Source organism: Streptomyces sp. NPDC000941 (genome assembly GCF_053599555.1).
Window position 1 is genome coordinate 1 of the sequence record NZ_JBSFMM010000272.1, and the last position, 13,424, is coordinate 13,424.

The window sequence follows — 13,424 nt, forward strand, 5'->3', positions numbered from 1 at the left end:
TCGACCTGTCCATCGCCTCCGTCATGACCCTGGGCGCGGTCGGCTTCGGCCAGGCGTACTCGGCCGGCTGGGGGCTCGCGGCCTCCTGCGCCGTCGCCGTGGCCGCCTCGACCCTCGCCGGACTGCTCAACGGCTTCGCGGTGGCCCGCGGCAAGATCACCGACTTCATCGTCACGCTCGGCATGCTGTCGGCGGCCTCGGGGCTCGCCCTCATCGTCTCCAACGGCAAGCCCGTGACCGTCATCGAACCGGCTCTGCTGAAGCTGTCCACCAACGGCATCGGGATCCTGGGCTGGATGTTCATCATCGCCGCGGCCGTCGCCATCGTGGCCCATGTGGTGCTCTTCCACACCCGGTTCGGCACCCATCTGCTGGCCACCGGCGGATCGCCCGAATCGGCCACCGCGATGGGCATCAGCACCGCACGCATCAAGATCGCGGTGTACGCCGTCGCCGGACTCCTCGCCGGGCTCGCCTCCATCCTGCTGGTCGCGCGGGTCGGGGCCGCCGAACCCGCCGCCAACACGTCCTTCCTGCTGAACTCGGTCGCCGCCGTGGTCCTCGGCGGGGTCAGCCTGTTCGGCGGCCGGGCCACCGTCATCGGCCCGGTCATCGGCGCACTGCTGCTGACCGCGCTGGTCAACGGACTGACCCTGCTCGGCGTCTCCCAGTTCTACCAGCCGCTGTCCGTCGGCATCGTCGTGGTGCTCGCGGCCTTCCTGATGAGGTTTCAGCGATGACGACCGTCAAGTCCGAGCCCCAGACCGCGGCCACCGCCTCGGACGAGCTGCTGCGCTGCGAGGACGTCTCGCTGTCCTTCGGCAGCGTACGGGCCCTCGTCGAGGTGTCCGTCAGCCTGCGCCGCGGTGAGATCACCGCGCTGGTCGGCGACAACGGCGCGGGCAAGTCCACCCTCGTACGGTGCGTGTCCGGAATCCACCGCCCTGACAGCGGCCGCATCCTCTTCGATGGGGCGCAGGTCGACTTCGGCTCGCCGGAGGACGCCCGCGAGGCCGGCATCGAGACCGTCCACCAGAACCTCGCGCTGGTCGAAGACCTCACCGTCTGGCAGAACCTGTTCCTCAACCGCGAGATCGTCCGCCGCATCGGGCCGGTGTCCTTCCTCGACCGCAAGGCCATGCAGAGCCGCGCACAGGAGATGGTCTCCACCCTCGCGGTCAACGTGCCGGCGGTCACCTCGCGGGTGCGGCGGCTGTCCGGCGGCCAGCGCCAGGCCGTGTCCATCTGCCGGGCGGCCGGATTCAGCTCGCAGCTGGTCATCATGGACGAGCCCACGGCGGCCCTCGGCGTCCAGGAGACCGCGCGCGTCGAAGAGCTCATCCTCAAGCTGCGCGACGACGGCCACGCGGTGCTGCTCATCAGCCATAACTTCGCGCAGGTCATGCGGCTCAGCGACCAGGTCTGGGTGATGCGGTCCGGCCGCTGCGTCGCGGGCCGCCGGACCGCCGAGACCACGGGCGAGGAGATCGTCGCGCTCATCACCGGCGCGCAGGCCGCCTAGCCAGTCATCGACCAGCCACACAAAGGAACACCGCTCATGACCACCGTGACCCAGGCCAACCCGATCGGCGTGCACGCCCTCGTGTGGGCGGGCGACACCTCGCCCGAATCGCTCACGTACGCCATCGACAAGACCAAGGCCACCGGCTTCGACCTCCTCGAACTCTCGCTGCACGACTCGGACTCGCTGGATGTCCCCGCGGCGCGCCGCCAGCTGGAGGACGCCGGACTGCGGGTCGCCTGCTCCCGCGGCCTCGCCTTCGACGCCGATGTCTCCAGCGATGACCTTGCCGTGGTCGAGCGCGGTGAGCGCCTGCTGCACAGCTCCCTTGCCGTCACCCACGGCCTGGGCGGAACACACTTCACCGGCGCGCTCTACAGCGCGCTCGGCAAGTACCCGGGCCCCCTCACCGCGGCCGGCCGGCGCAACGCCGTCACCGTGCTGGGGCGGCTCGCCCAGGAGGCGGCCGGCCTCGGCATGACGCTGGGCCTGGAGATCTGCAACCGCTACGAGACCAACGTCATCAACACCGCCCGCGACGCCCTCGCGCTGGCCGACGACATCGGTGCGGACAACGTCCTGATCCACCTGGACACTTACCACATGAACATCGAAGAGGACGATCTCATCCGGCCGGTGCACGAGGTCGGCGACCGGCTCGGCTACGTCCACATCGGCGAGAACCACCGCGGCTACCTCGGCTCCGGACACCTGGACTTCACGGCCTTCTTCCACGCGCTCGCCGATATCGGCTACCGCGGGCCGATCACCTTCGAGTCCTTCTCCTCCGCCGTGGTCGCCCAGGGCCTGTCCAACGACCTCGCCGTCTGGCGCGACCTGTGGTCCGACGGCGAGGACCTGGCCCGCCACGCCCACACCTTCATCACCAACCAGCTCGCCGTGAGCGGCCGCGGTCGATGACACCCATGACGCCGATGACGATCGAGGAGCTCGCGGCCCGCGCCCGCGCCCTGGTGCAGCCCGGGCGGCGCGCCGTTCTCGGGATCACCGGAAGCCCCGGGGCCGGCAAGTCCACCCTTGCCGAGCAGTTGCTGACCGCGCTGCGCGACGGCTCGGCCGAGGGGGACGGAGAGGGTGTGGGCGGCTGGGTCGCCCATGTGCCGATGGACGGCTTCCACCTCGCCGATATCGAGCTCGACCGCCTGGGCCGCCGCGACCGCAAGGGCGCCCCGGACACCTTCGACGCGGCGGGCTACGCCGCGCTGCTGCGCCGGCTGCACGAGGACGAGGACGACGTGGTGTACGCGCCGGGCTTCGAACGAGAGCTGGAGCAGCCGATCGCGGGCAGCATCCCCGTACCGCGCACTGCCCGGCTGGTCATCACCGAGGGCAACTACCTGCTGTACGACGAGGGGGACTGGGCCCGGGTGCGGCCGCAGCTCGACGAGGTCTGGTACTGCGAGCTGGACGAGCCCGAGCGGCTGCACCGGCTCGTCGCCCGCCACGAGCGGTTCGGCAAGGACCACGCCGCGGCGGTGGCCTGGAGCCTGGGCACGGACCAGCGCAACGCCGACGTGGTGGCCGGCACCCGGCACCGGGCCGACCTCGTCGTCACCGGTGACGTCGAGGGCGCCGCCGTCGCAGGGTGACGACCACGCCCGCACCGACGGCGAGCGCCGCCGCGCCACCCGCGTACAGCGTCACCGGGGTGTTCTCGGTGGCGTCGGCGCGGTCGGTGTCCTTACCGGTGTCGGTGCCGGTGTTTTCGGCGGTGTTTTCAGCGGTGCTTTCGCTGGTGGGTGTGCCGGTGGGTGTGTCAGCGGGTTTGGCGGGGCGTTCGGCGGTGTCGGTCCCGCCGCCCTCGGCCGGGGCCCTTTTGCCTGCCGTGTCCTCGGCTCCGCCGAACACCACATCGGAGCACGAGTAGTAGGTGTCGGGCGTGCCGGTGTTCCGCCAGATGGTGAACAGGAGCTGACGGCCCGTCCGGCCGGTGGGCAGCTTGGCCTTGATGCGGTAGGCGTCGTCGACCAGGGCCGGGTCGGTGGCCGTCGCGAACGGCTTCGCGTCCAGGTCGGACCAGTTCAGCGGCCGCGTGGGATCGTAGCCCTCCTTCGTGAGATACAGCTCGAACGTCCCGGTGTGCGGGATGGTCGAACGGTAGGTGAGAGTGAGGTCCGCACCGGCGGTCAGCCGTGTCGAGGGCCAGTCGGCGCGGGCCAGATCGAGCCCCTTGTACACGTCGAGCCCGCCGCTGCACAGCTTCCCGTCGGGAACCTTCTGCCGGTCCTGGCCGGCCACCCCGGCCACCCGCAGATTGTCCCACTCGTCCGGGACCCCACCGGCGGCGACGGCCGCCCGGCACGCGGCCGACCGGGAGTTCTCGCCGCCCTCGGGGGAGCAGGCCACCGTCCGGCTGACCGGGTCCGTCGGCGCGCCGTGCGCCTGGGCGGGCCCGGCGGCCAGCGTCATGAGCAGGACCGGGGCCGCCCCGAGGAGGGCGGCCACGGCGGCGGTGCGATATGCGGTCATCCGATACGGCCCTCCTGGCCCTAGCGGCGGGCGGGCCCGCCCGCGCCCTGGAGTACGCGGCGCGCGGGCGCTGCGTTCAACGCCCTTGCCCGGCGGCGGGAGAGCCACCCGAGCCACCCGGCGAGCGCGGCCACCGGAACCGTGGTGAGGAGCATGGTCGCGATCGCACCGAGGCCGTCGGCCCCGTCGCTCAGCAACTGGCCGGTGAGCAGGAAGAGCACCATGTTGTTCCCGGCGTGCGCCAGGCTCGCCACCCAGACGGTGCCGCTGCGCAGATACAGCCACGCCAGGACGACTTCCTGGCACAGCAATGACACGGTCCAGACCAGCAGGCCGAGCGCCACGTTCTCGAAGTCGGAGTAGCCGATGAAGGCGAGCGGGTAGTGCCACACCGCCCAGATGAGACTCGTGGCCACCACGGACGGCAGGACGCGGCCACCGAAAAGCCGCGGCCGGAGATAGCTGGTCCACCCGAACTCCTCGCCCCAGTACACCGGGGTGAGCAGCGGGACGACGAGCATCAGGACCAGCAGCGCCGGCCACCTCGCCACCCCCGGCGCGAGCTCGTCGAGCGGCGACAGGTCCGGGTGCCATACGCCCAGGGCGGCCGCGAGCGCCATGGTCACCGCGGCCAGGGCGAGCGGGCCGAGCCAGGCGGCGAGATAGTACGGCCAGGCGGCCCGCAGACGTGGCCGAAGCCCCGCGTCGGCGAACCCCTCCCGGGTGACCCACCGCCGTACGACGATCGCCGCGATCCCCGGCATACAGAAACCCGGCAGCTGCAGCAGCGGGTTCAGCGCCGACAGGCCCAGGACACCGTGCGCCACCCACAGCCACAGCCAGGTACCGCCGAAGGTGATGGCGAGAAACGCCACGACCCCTCTGTTCCTCTTCGTCATACGAGTCTTCGACATACGCGCCTTTCCTTCGCGGCCGAACCGGATCCGCGCACCAACGTGTCATTCGCCGGTACGGGCCCACATCGCTGCGCGGAGCGAATTGTGTTTCCCCCGGTGGCGGGAGGTGGCGATGGCTCGTACGGGGGAGGGGCCGGGGCCGTTAATCGGTTCGGTGTCCAAGGCCGTCGTCGCTACAGTGAACCCGTCCAGGTGCGCAGGCGGGGGCCACTTCACCTGGACATCCAGTACGAGGGGGAAATTTCATGGCTCGCTTCAACACCCGTGCCACGCGCCGGGCGGCCGTCTCGCCGATCGCCACCACCGGGGAGCGTACGGCCACCCACGAGGGCGCGACCGGATACCTCCGCGACGACAAGAGCGAGCTGTTCCTCCTCGCCGTGTCCAACATGGTCGGCACCGACACCTTCTACGAGCAGGGCGACGACCGCGACGACCGCTACCGCCACCTGGTGCGCAAGCTGGCCGTCGAGGACCCGGAGTGGACCGCCCGGCTGCTGGGCTGGCTGCGCCGCGGGGGCAATATGCGTACCGCGTCTCTGGTGGGCGCCGCCGAGTACGTCAGGGCGCGCCTGGACGCGGCGGCGCCCGGCCACTCGCGGCAGGTCGTGGACTCGGTGCTGCGGCGCGCCGACGAGCCGGGGGAGATGCTCGGCTACTGGACCGGCCGGTACGGCCGGGCGCTGCCCAAGCCCGTCAAGCGCGGCGTGGCCGACGCGGTACGGCGCCTCTACGACGAGCGGTCGCTGCTCAGGTACGACACCGCCGCCAAGGGTTTCCGGTTCGGCGATGTGCTCAACCTCGTGCACGCCCGCCCGGCGGACGACAAGCCGTGGCAGGGCGATCTGTTCAAGCACGCCCTCGACCGGCGCCACGGCCGCGACACGGAGATCCCCGAGAGCCTGACCGTGCTGCGGGCCGCGGCGGAGCTCGCCGCGCTTCCGGTCCCGGACCGCCGGGCGTATGTGCTCGACCCCTCGCTGGTCACCGCCCCTGGCGGGCTCGCGGGCGCGGGGTTCACCTGGGAGCGGCTGGCCGGCTGGCTTCAGGGGCCGATGGACAAGGCGGCCTGGGAAGCGGCCATCCCGGCCATGGGCCTGATGGCGTTGGTGCGCAATCTGCGCAACTTCGACGAGGCCGGTGTCTCGGACGACGTCGCCGAGCAGGTGGCCGCGCGTATCGCTGACCCCGCGCAGGTCGCGCGGTCGCGTATGTTCCCGTTCCGGTTCTGGGCGGCGTACAAGCACACCCGGTCGCTGCGCTGGGGCCACGCCCTGGAGAAGGCGCTGAACACCTCACTGGCCAACGTGCCGTCCCTGCCCGGCCGGACGCTGATCCTGATCGACCGGTCGCCGTCGATGTTCCCCGGCTACGGATACTCCACCCCGAACACCTCGGACATCTCGCTCGCCGAGCAGGCCGCGGTGTTCGGCGCGGGTCTCGCGGTGCGGGCCGAGGCCCCGACGCTGGTCGAGTTCGGCATGAGCAGCAGGCGGCTCAAGGTGTCCAAGGGCGGCAGCGCGCTGCGGCTCATGGAGGAGTTCGGGCGGATCAACGGCACCGACATCCCCTCCGCGGTCAAGAAGCACTACGCCGGTCACGACCGGATCGTCATCGTCACCGATGAGCAGACCCGCCCCGGCTGGCTGCCGTCGAACTGCCACGGCCAGTGGGGCGGAATGCCCGAGACGCAGATCGACGACCTGGTGCCCGCCGAAGTGCCGGTCTACATGTGGAACATGGCGGGCTACCGGGCCGGGGTGATGCCCTCGGGCGGTGGCAACCGCCATGCGTTCGGGGGCCTGACGGACCACGCCTTCCACATGATCCCGCTCCTGGAGGCCGGCCGGAACGCCCGCTGGCCCTGGGAGGGCTGAGGGCGCGGCAGGCCGCTCCCCGGGCGGTGGGCTGTCCCCGGCTACTTGATCGCGAACACCGGCGGCGCGTCCTTCGCCCCGTTCGAGTTGACGATCACGTACTGGCCGCTCTTCACCCGGTGCAGGGCGAGGACTTCGCTGAGCGGTGCGCCGCGCAGCGGGGTCCCGCCGTGCTTCTCACCGGTGGCCGGGTCGAGGCGCCACAGGTCGCCACCGGCCAGCAGATCGAGCTCTCCCGTGCGTTCCTGGGTCAGGGCGGTGACGGTCCCGCCGAGCGATGTCTTCCAGACGCGTCTGCCGTCCTTCAGTGAATACGCGGCGACGTGCTGGGGATCGTTCTTGTCCGCCGGGCCGACAGCGCTGATGAACAGCCCTTTGGCCACCACCGACCGGAAGACCGGCCGGGCGTCGAAGGGTTCGCTGAAACCGTACTGCATGACCTCGAAGTTGAGGTCGTCCTCCTGCCCGAGCCGGGGGATCACGGCCCGCCGCCGTCCCTCGTCGTCGAAGCTGATCACCGCGTCGGTTCCGCGATCGTCGTCCTCGTTCACATAGACGACGATCGGATCGGCCGAGAGCATGAACACCGTCTCCCAGGGGCTCTCCGTCGGCAGTGTGCTGCGCCACTGCCGCGCGCCGGACCGGGGGTCGAGGGCGGACAGCCGCAGCTTGGTGTTCTTCCCGTCGGTGCCGGTGCACTGCTCCACGACCAGGGCGCGCTCGGGCGTCGCGTCGACGGTCAGGGCCTGGCAGCCGCGGTCCAGCGGGCTGCGCCACCGGGCCGCACCGTCGCGCAGCCCGAGCCCGACGACCGCCTTCTGCTCCAGGGCCACCGCGGTGTCACCGGCGCCGACCAGTCGGGCGTCGGTGGGCCGGGTGACGGAGCCATCGGCCTTGATCTTCTTCGTCCACAGCGTGCGGCCGGAGGACAGATCGACGGCGACCACGGTGTCGCAGGGCTTCTCGTACCGACCGAGGCCTATCAGCCCGATGGAGGACGGCGTGGTGCGGCTCATCGTGCACACCGATCTCCGCTCGGGCGCCGGGACGGTCCACCGCCGGGTGCCGTCCGAGGTGTCGTAGGCGAACAGCCCGTCGTTGCGCGCCCTGATGAGGGTGGACGACCCCGGCGTCCACTCACCGACCGCCCGCACGGAGGAGGGGCGGTCCCGGGACGCCTCCCAGGCCACGTCCAGGTGCGGCCCGCGCAGCCACTCGTACCCGAGCACACCGGGCCACACGCCGACGGCCAGGCCCGCCACGACCAGCGACACCATCCAGGGTTTGGCCAGCGACCCGCTGTTCGCCCCGACGGCGATGCTCATCCCGATGGCACCGGCGAAGGTGAAGACGAACGCGAGGATGAGCACCGGCGGGAGCCCTTCGGGGCACGGGCCGTGCCTGCCCCCGCACGCTCCGTTCGACTCGCTGGACAGCGCGGACCACCCCAGCCAGTGGAACACCGCGGCCCAGGACACCAGGACCCCCGCCAGGGGCAGGGCGATGGGCTTGACGGAACGCGAAATCGACACGATCCCCCCACAGATGTGATCAGCGCGCGTACGGCGCGCAGCAGACCTTAACCCGGGGTCCCGGACGGGCGGCGTGCGAGGGCTCGTTCGGTTACATAGGTGTGTGATACAAATGGATGCATGGGTGATGCAGCTATGGCAGGTGAGGATCCGGTCGGCCGCGAGCGGCGCGAGGAGATCGCCGACGTCCTGGAGCAGCTGGCGGTGCTCGCGGTGCGCCAACTGGGCAAGCGGGACATCAGCATGACCGCCGCCTCCGCCCTCGGCCGGCTGGCTCGCGAGGGCCCCACCCGGCTGACCGCCCTCGCCGCCGACGAGGGAGTGAGCCAGCCCGCCATGACCCAGCTGGTGCAGCGCCTGACCAAGCAGGGGCTGATGGCCCGGGTCGCCGACCCGGACGACGGCCGGGCCGTGCTCGTGTCCATCACCGACGCCGGGCGGCGGCTGCTCGCCGAGCGGCGCCGGGACCGTGTCACGCGCCTGTCCGGTCTGCTGGCCGCGCTCCCGGCCGAGGATCAGGCGACGCTCGCCGCCGCGGTCGGCTCGGCCGCGCCCGCGCTGCGGCGCCTCGTGGCGAGCGTGGCAGGCCCGGGCGGCCGCCCCGCCACGCCCACCAGGTGACGATCCGTCACCCCACCCGTCACACCCGGCGCATGGCGCTCCGTCACCCCGTTTCGCCGCCCCCGGCCGCATCCCCCGAGAGCGCATTCACAGAACGCATTCCTATCCGGGAGTACACCTTGTCCGCCCATCCCAGCGCCCCGAGTCCGTTCCGGCAGCCGAAGGCCGTATGGGCCGTGGCCTTCGCCTGCGTGATCTCCTTCATGGGCATCGGGCTCGTCGACCCCATCCTGCCCGCCCTGTCCAGCCAGCTGCACGCCACGCCCAGCCAGGTGTCGCTGCTGTTCACCAGCTACCTGGTGGTCACCGCCGTCGCCATGCTGGTCACCGGCTTCGTCTCCAGCCGCATCGGCGCCAAGCGGACCCTGGTGGCGGGCCTGGCGATCATCGTGGTGTTCAGCGCGCTCGCGGGCGCGTCCGGGAGTATCGGCGGCATCGTCGGCTTCCGTGCGGGCTGGGGCCTGGGTAACGCCCTGTTTATCGCTACCTCACTCGCTGTGATCGTCGGCTCGGCGAGCGGCGGGTTCGCCGGGGCGATTATCCTCTACGAGACCGCGCTCGGGGTCGGCATCGCCGTCGGCCCGCTGCTGGGCGGCGAGTTGGGCGGGATCAGCTGGCGCGGGCCCTTCTTCGGCGTCTCCGTGCTGATGGCGATCGCGCTGATCGCCACCCTGGTCCTGGTCCAGCCGACCCCGACCCCCGCCCGCCGCGCCTCGCTCCTCGACCCGCTCAAGGCGCTTCGCCACCGCGGGCTGCTCACCATGGGCCTGATGGCGCTCTGCTACAACTGGGGCTTCTTCACCGTTCTCGGCTACGCCCCGTACCCCATGGAGCTGGGCACCCATGAGCTCGGCTATGTCTTTACCGGCTGGGGCGTGCTGGTCGCGATCTTCTCCGTGTTCGTCGCGCCCCGGCTGCAGGCCCGCCTCGGCATAGCTCGTGCCCTCTACCTCAACCTGGCGCTGTTCGCCCTGGACATCCTGGTGATCGGGTTGTTCACCTCGTCCCGGACGACGCTGATCGCCGCGGTGATCCTGGCCGGCGCCTTCATCGGCGTGAACAACACCATCACCACCCAGGCGGTCATGACCGTCGCCCCGGTCGAGCGCTCGGTGGCCTCCGCCGCCTACGGCTTCGTCCGGTTCATCGGCGGCGGTCTGGCGCCGTACGCCGCCGGCCGGCTGGCCGAGCACTACGACGTGCATATGCCGTTCTACGTCGGCGCGGCCGCGGTCCTGGCCGGTCTGGCCGTCCTGTCGACCGGCCACTCCCTGCTCGCGGACGCCGAGCGGACCCAGGCGGCCGAGGCTGCGCTGCACACCCCCGCCGAGAACCGTGTGGAGCGGCTGGAGCGGGACGCGGTCGCCGAGGACGTGGGCTCCGCCAGCTGAGCCACCCGTTCGGCGGTCCCCGCCCGCGACCCCCTTGTGACCTGGTGCGTCGCGGCGCGGGCGGGTGGCCACCGGCCCGCGCTCCCGGGACGGGGTGTCCACTCCTTGGGAATCAACGCGCACGGCGTTCTGGATCTCGTTAACCTGGCGACACATCCGGTTCAGCCGACACTAGGGAGTGTGCGGTGACCCCCGAGAAGACACAGAGCGACGATTCGCCGACCAAGGACCGCGAGCGGTTCGCGTTCGCGGAGCCGACGGAGGTGGGCAGCCTGGAAGTCTGGGCGAGATCAGCCCCGATCCGGCTCGCCGGGTACGAGGACGACCTGGCCGAGCCGCACATCCTCCAGAGCGTGGACTGACGCGGCAAGCGCCCCTGAACTCACGCGCCCGGCGCGGCGGCACAAGGCTTTCGCATTTTGTGCCCCTCTCAGCGCTCGCGCTCCTCAACTGCTGGTTAAGTCCGCCCCGGCCATGGTCGGCCGGGGATGGACTGGTGCGCTGCCCGATGCCCGTGGCAGGATGCATCGCGCGGCGGAGTCCGCCTTAACCAACCGTGAGTGAATGCGCCGTGACCAGCAGGAGGGGGTGCGGATGGCAGTGGGGACCCATGGGTCGCCGGAGGCCGACGGCAGCCCGCTGGCGCGGCGGCTCAACTACCTGTTCGCCACCATGCACCCGCCGGGCGCGCCCTACACCAACGCCCATGTGGCCGAGGCCATCAGCGGCGGCGGCGAGTACGGCGGGGTCGGTCTGACCGAGCAGTACCTCTCCATGCTGCGCAACGGCAAGCGCACCAACCCGAGCCCGGACGTGCTGCGCGCCCTGGCCAAGTTCTTCGCCGTGCCCGTCGGCTATCTGCTGGGGGACCTGTCCCCGTCGCAGGCCGAGCGGGTCGAGGAAGAGGTGCGGTTCCTCGTCGCGATGCGTGACAAGCGGGTGCGCGGAATCGCGCTGCGCTCGGTGGGCCTGCCGCCGGAGGTGCAGGACAGCCTGGCCGCGATCATCTCCCAGTTCCGACAGCAGATGAACCTCCCGCCCGACCCGGCCGACGCCGACGGTCCGGGCGGTCCGGGCGGTCCGGGTGGTCCGGGCGGTCCGGGCAGCCCACGGGATCCCGACGACGGGGCGCCCAGTGGCCGACGGTGACCAGGATCTGCTGTTCCAATCCTGGCGGCGGATCGGAGAGGAGGACGGTACGGGCATGCGAGTGGGGCGGATACGGCGGCGGTGCAAGCAGCTCATCAAGGAGCTCGGACTGCCGGCCTCGACCGACCTGCCGGGTCTGTGCGACCTCGTGGCGGGCCGTGTGGGCCGTCCCGTCCATCTGGTGCCGATGAGCCTGGGCGGCGTGGTCTCGGGTATGACGGCGAGCACCGACGACGGATTCTGGATCTTCTACGAACTGCGGACGTCCCCCTGGCACCAGACCCATATCGTGCTGCACGAGGTCGGACATCTGCTGCTCGGCCACGACCAGGACCCCGCCGTCACCGAGGACGCGCTGCGCATGTGGGCGCCGTCGGTCGATGTCACCACCGCCATGCGGCGGTTGGGGATGACCGCGGACTTCGCGCGCCACCACTGCTACGACGACCTGACGGAGCGCGAGACCGAGGTGCTCGGCACCCTCCTCATGGAGCGCGTGGTGCCGGCCTCGCCCGACGACGGACTGCCGCTCGAGGGGCGGGCGGCCGAACTCGCCGCCGCGCTCGGGCCCGCGCTGCGGCATGTCCGCGGCTCGCGGACGGGCGGTACCGGGACCGGTGGCGAGGGCGGGGGCGCGCGTGTTTGACGTCGTCTACCTGTGCTTCGGCGCCGCCGCGTGGGCGATCGTCGGGTACAAGGCACGCGCCTGGTTCCGCGACCGGCAGAACGCCGACCTGGGCCTGACCTGCGTCATGACGGCCGGCGTGGCGAATGTGTTCCTGCTGTCCGCGCCGAGCGTCTACCGCTGGTTCGACCGCCTGGTGGGCGTGGCCAATCTGGCCATGGTCTTCCTCTACTCCTCGGTGGTGGTGTTCGCCACCGGCGCCCTGGTGCTGATGCTGCGCTGGACCGGGTCGGCGGTGCGGCCCCGTACGGTGGTGACCGCCGTCGGCGCGGCGTGGTCGGTCGCCGTCATCGGCTTCGCCGTCGGCCGCCCCGACGCCGTCGAGCACCCCCGCGACTTCAGCACCGCATACGCGGACGCGCCGGGAGTTGTCACCTTCCTGGTGCTGTATCTGGCCATTTTCGGTTCGGGGCTGGCCGGGCTCGGGGTGCTGTGCCGGCGCTACGCGTCCACCCTGCGCGGCTCCTGGCTCGCCCGGGGGCTGCGGGTACTGGCCGCCGGGTGCTGGCTGGGCCTGGCGTACTGCGCCTGCAAGGTGATCGGCTTTCTCTTCTCCTGGGCGGGCCGGGACCTGCCCTGGCTGTCCAACGGCGTGGCGCCGCTGACTGCTTCGGTCGCCGCCCTGCTGGTCCTGGCCGGGTTCGCCATCCCGGCGCTCGGGCCGCGCGTCTCCGCCTGGCGCAGACTCCGCCGGCTGAACCCGCTGTGGCGCGAGGTCACCGCCCAGGCGCCCGAAGTGGCCATGCCCATAGGGCGCCATGGCTGGACCGGCTGGTGGCCGTTCGCCGATCTGGAGTGGCGGGCCAACCGTCAGATGGCGGAGATCCGGGACGTACAGCGCGGTGTCCGGCGCCATGTGGAGGCCGAGGCCCTGGAGATCGCCCGTGTCAAGGGGCGTACTGCGGGACTCGGGGATTGGCAACTTGTTGCATTCATGGAAGCGGCGGCGCTCCGACGCGGTTTGCTGAACCAAGCGGCCGGGCGCGTGCCGGTGCCCGGCGCTGACAGCGTGGTGGTCGATACGGGCGCCGGGCCGGGCCAGGAGCATGAGCACCTGGCGCGCGTCGCCGACGTGTACCACCAGCCGCTTGTCGACGAGGTGCTTGAGGAGCTGGGCGAACGGACCGCCGCCCAGCGGCAGTGAAGGGGGACCAAGAGCGAGGTGGCCCTGGACGGGGGTCGGGGCCGCCCGTGGCACAGGGCGGCGCCGGGGAGATTCAGCCCCGGCGCCGCCTCTCGG

The 13,424-nt window shown here is 71.5% G+C and carries 14 protein-coding genes; 11 read left to right on the top strand and 3 right to left on the bottom strand.

Annotation, left to right across the window (positions count from 1 at the left end):
• From ACWDSL_RS46925 to ACWDSL_RS46940, 4 genes are all read left to right on the top strand, one after another.
• On the top strand, positions 1-740 hold a 740-nt coding region (locus ACWDSL_RS46925; protein WP_450495049.1), incomplete at its 5' end, for an ABC transporter permease.
• Complete coding sequence (locus ACWDSL_RS46930) at positions 737-1,522, top strand: ATP-binding cassette domain-containing protein (RefSeq protein WP_450495051.1); 786 nt, start codon at positions 737-739, stop codon at positions 1,520-1,522. The genes ACWDSL_RS46925 and ACWDSL_RS46930, both read left to right, overlap by 4 nt.
• A 36-nt stretch (positions 1,523-1,558) precedes the next feature.
• Positions 1,559-2,443 (top strand): sugar phosphate isomerase/epimerase family protein, encoded by an 885-nt coding sequence (locus ACWDSL_RS46935; RefSeq protein WP_450495052.1) that lies wholly within the window; start codon positions 1,559-1,561, stop codon positions 2,441-2,443.
• 5 nt (positions 2,444-2,448) lie between these two features.
• A complete protein-coding gene (locus ACWDSL_RS46940; RefSeq protein WP_450495053.1) occupies positions 2,449-3,132 on the top strand; it encodes a nucleoside/nucleotide kinase family protein in 684 nt (227 codons plus the stop codon).
• Here ACWDSL_RS46940 and ACWDSL_RS46945 read toward each other — a convergent pair.
• Entirely contained in the window at positions 3,095-4,012 is a 918-nt protein-coding gene (locus tag ACWDSL_RS46945) for a lytic polysaccharide monooxygenase auxiliary activity family 9 protein (RefSeq protein ID WP_450495055.1), read from the bottom strand. The two genes, ACWDSL_RS46940 and ACWDSL_RS46945, sit on opposite strands and share 38 nt — an antisense overlap.
• Positions 4,013-4,032: 20 nt before the next feature.
• Complete coding sequence (locus ACWDSL_RS46950) at positions 4,033-4,926, bottom strand: CPBP family intramembrane glutamic endopeptidase (RefSeq protein WP_450495057.1); 894 nt, start codon at positions 4,924-4,926, stop codon at positions 4,033-4,035.
• A gap of 248 nt (positions 4,927-5,174) precedes the next feature.
• On the opposite strand from ACWDSL_RS46950, the gene ACWDSL_RS46955 reads away from it, so the two are divergent.
• Positions 5,175-6,806 carry a TROVE domain-containing protein gene (locus ACWDSL_RS46955; RefSeq protein WP_450495058.1) on the top strand — a complete coding sequence of 544 codons (1,632 nt, stop codon included), beginning with the start codon at positions 5,175-5,177 and terminating at the stop codon, positions 6,804-6,806.
• A 41-nt stretch (positions 6,807-6,847) separates the two neighbouring features.
• Here ACWDSL_RS46955 and ACWDSL_RS46960 read toward each other — a convergent pair whose 3' ends face one another.
• A complete protein-coding gene (locus tag ACWDSL_RS46960; protein ID WP_450495060.1) occupies positions 6,848-8,338 on the bottom strand; it encodes an outer membrane protein assembly factor BamB family protein in 1,491 nt (496 codons plus the stop codon).
• A 120-nt stretch (positions 8,339-8,458) separates the two neighbouring features.
• On the opposite strand from ACWDSL_RS46960, the gene ACWDSL_RS46965 reads away from it, so the two are divergent.
• From ACWDSL_RS46965 to ACWDSL_RS46990, 6 genes are all read left to right on the top strand, one after another.
• Positions 8,459-8,959 carry a MarR family winged helix-turn-helix transcriptional regulator gene (locus ACWDSL_RS46965; RefSeq protein ID WP_450495061.1) on the top strand — a complete coding sequence of 167 codons (501 nt, stop codon included), beginning with the start codon at positions 8,459-8,461 and terminating at the stop codon, positions 8,957-8,959.
• A gap of 119 nt (positions 8,960-9,078) precedes the next feature.
• Positions 9,079-10,350 (top strand): MFS transporter, encoded by a 1,272-nt coding sequence (locus ACWDSL_RS46970; RefSeq protein ID WP_450495063.1) that lies wholly within the window; start codon positions 9,079-9,081, stop codon positions 10,348-10,350.
• A gap of 185 nt (positions 10,351-10,535) precedes the next feature.
• On the top strand, positions 10,536-10,712 hold the full coding sequence (locus ACWDSL_RS46975; RefSeq protein ID WP_014174380.1) for a hypothetical protein: 177 nt from the start codon (positions 10,536-10,538) through the stop codon (positions 10,710-10,712).
• 232 nt (positions 10,713-10,944) lie between these two features.
• Entirely contained in the window at positions 10,945-11,499 is a 555-nt protein-coding gene (locus ACWDSL_RS46980; protein WP_450495065.1) for a helix-turn-helix domain-containing protein, read from the top strand.
• The gene (locus ACWDSL_RS46985; RefSeq protein ID WP_450495066.1) at positions 11,486-12,145 is read left to right on the top strand and encodes a hypothetical protein; all 660 of its coding nucleotides are present in this window, start codon (positions 11,486-11,488) and stop codon (positions 12,143-12,145) included. Before ACWDSL_RS46980 ends, ACWDSL_RS46985 begins: the two co-directional genes overlap by 14 nt.
• Entirely contained in the window at positions 12,138-13,328 is a 1,191-nt protein-coding gene (locus ACWDSL_RS46990; protein WP_450495068.1) for an MAB_1171c family putative transporter, read from the top strand. The genes ACWDSL_RS46985 and ACWDSL_RS46990 overlap by 8 nt, the downstream gene beginning before the upstream one ends.
• Positions 13,329-13,424: the final 96 nt, after the last annotated feature.

Excerpts from the sequence above, each read along its gene's own strand:
- ACWDSL_RS46930 (WP_450495051.1), top strand. The coding sequence starts at position 737 with ATGACGACCGTCAAGTCCGAGCCCCAGACCGCGGCCACCGCCTCGGAC.
- ACWDSL_RS46935 (WP_450495052.1), top strand. The coding sequence starts at position 1,559 with ATGACCACCGTGACCCAGGCCAACCCGATCGGCGTGCACGCCCTCGTG.
- ACWDSL_RS46940 (WP_450495053.1), top strand. The coding sequence starts at position 2,449 with ATGACGCCGATGACGATCGAGGAGCTCGCGGCCCGCGCCCGCGCCCTG.
- ACWDSL_RS46945 (WP_450495055.1), bottom strand. The coding sequence starts at position 4,012 with ATGACCGCATATCGCACCGCCGCCGTGGCCGCCCTCCTCGGGGCGGCC.
- ACWDSL_RS46950 (WP_450495057.1), bottom strand. The coding sequence starts at position 4,926 with ATGTCGAAGACTCGTATGACGAAGAGGAACAGAGGGGTCGTGGCGTTT.
- ACWDSL_RS46955 (WP_450495058.1), top strand. The coding sequence starts at position 5,175 with ATGGCTCGCTTCAACACCCGTGCCACGCGCCGGGCGGCCGTCTCGCCG.
- ACWDSL_RS46965 (WP_450495061.1), top strand. The coding sequence starts at position 8,459 with ATGGGTGATGCAGCTATGGCAGGTGAGGATCCGGTCGGCCGCGAGCGG.
- ACWDSL_RS46980 (WP_450495065.1), top strand. The coding sequence starts at position 10,945 with ATGGCAGTGGGGACCCATGGGTCGCCGGAGGCCGACGGCAGCCCGCTG.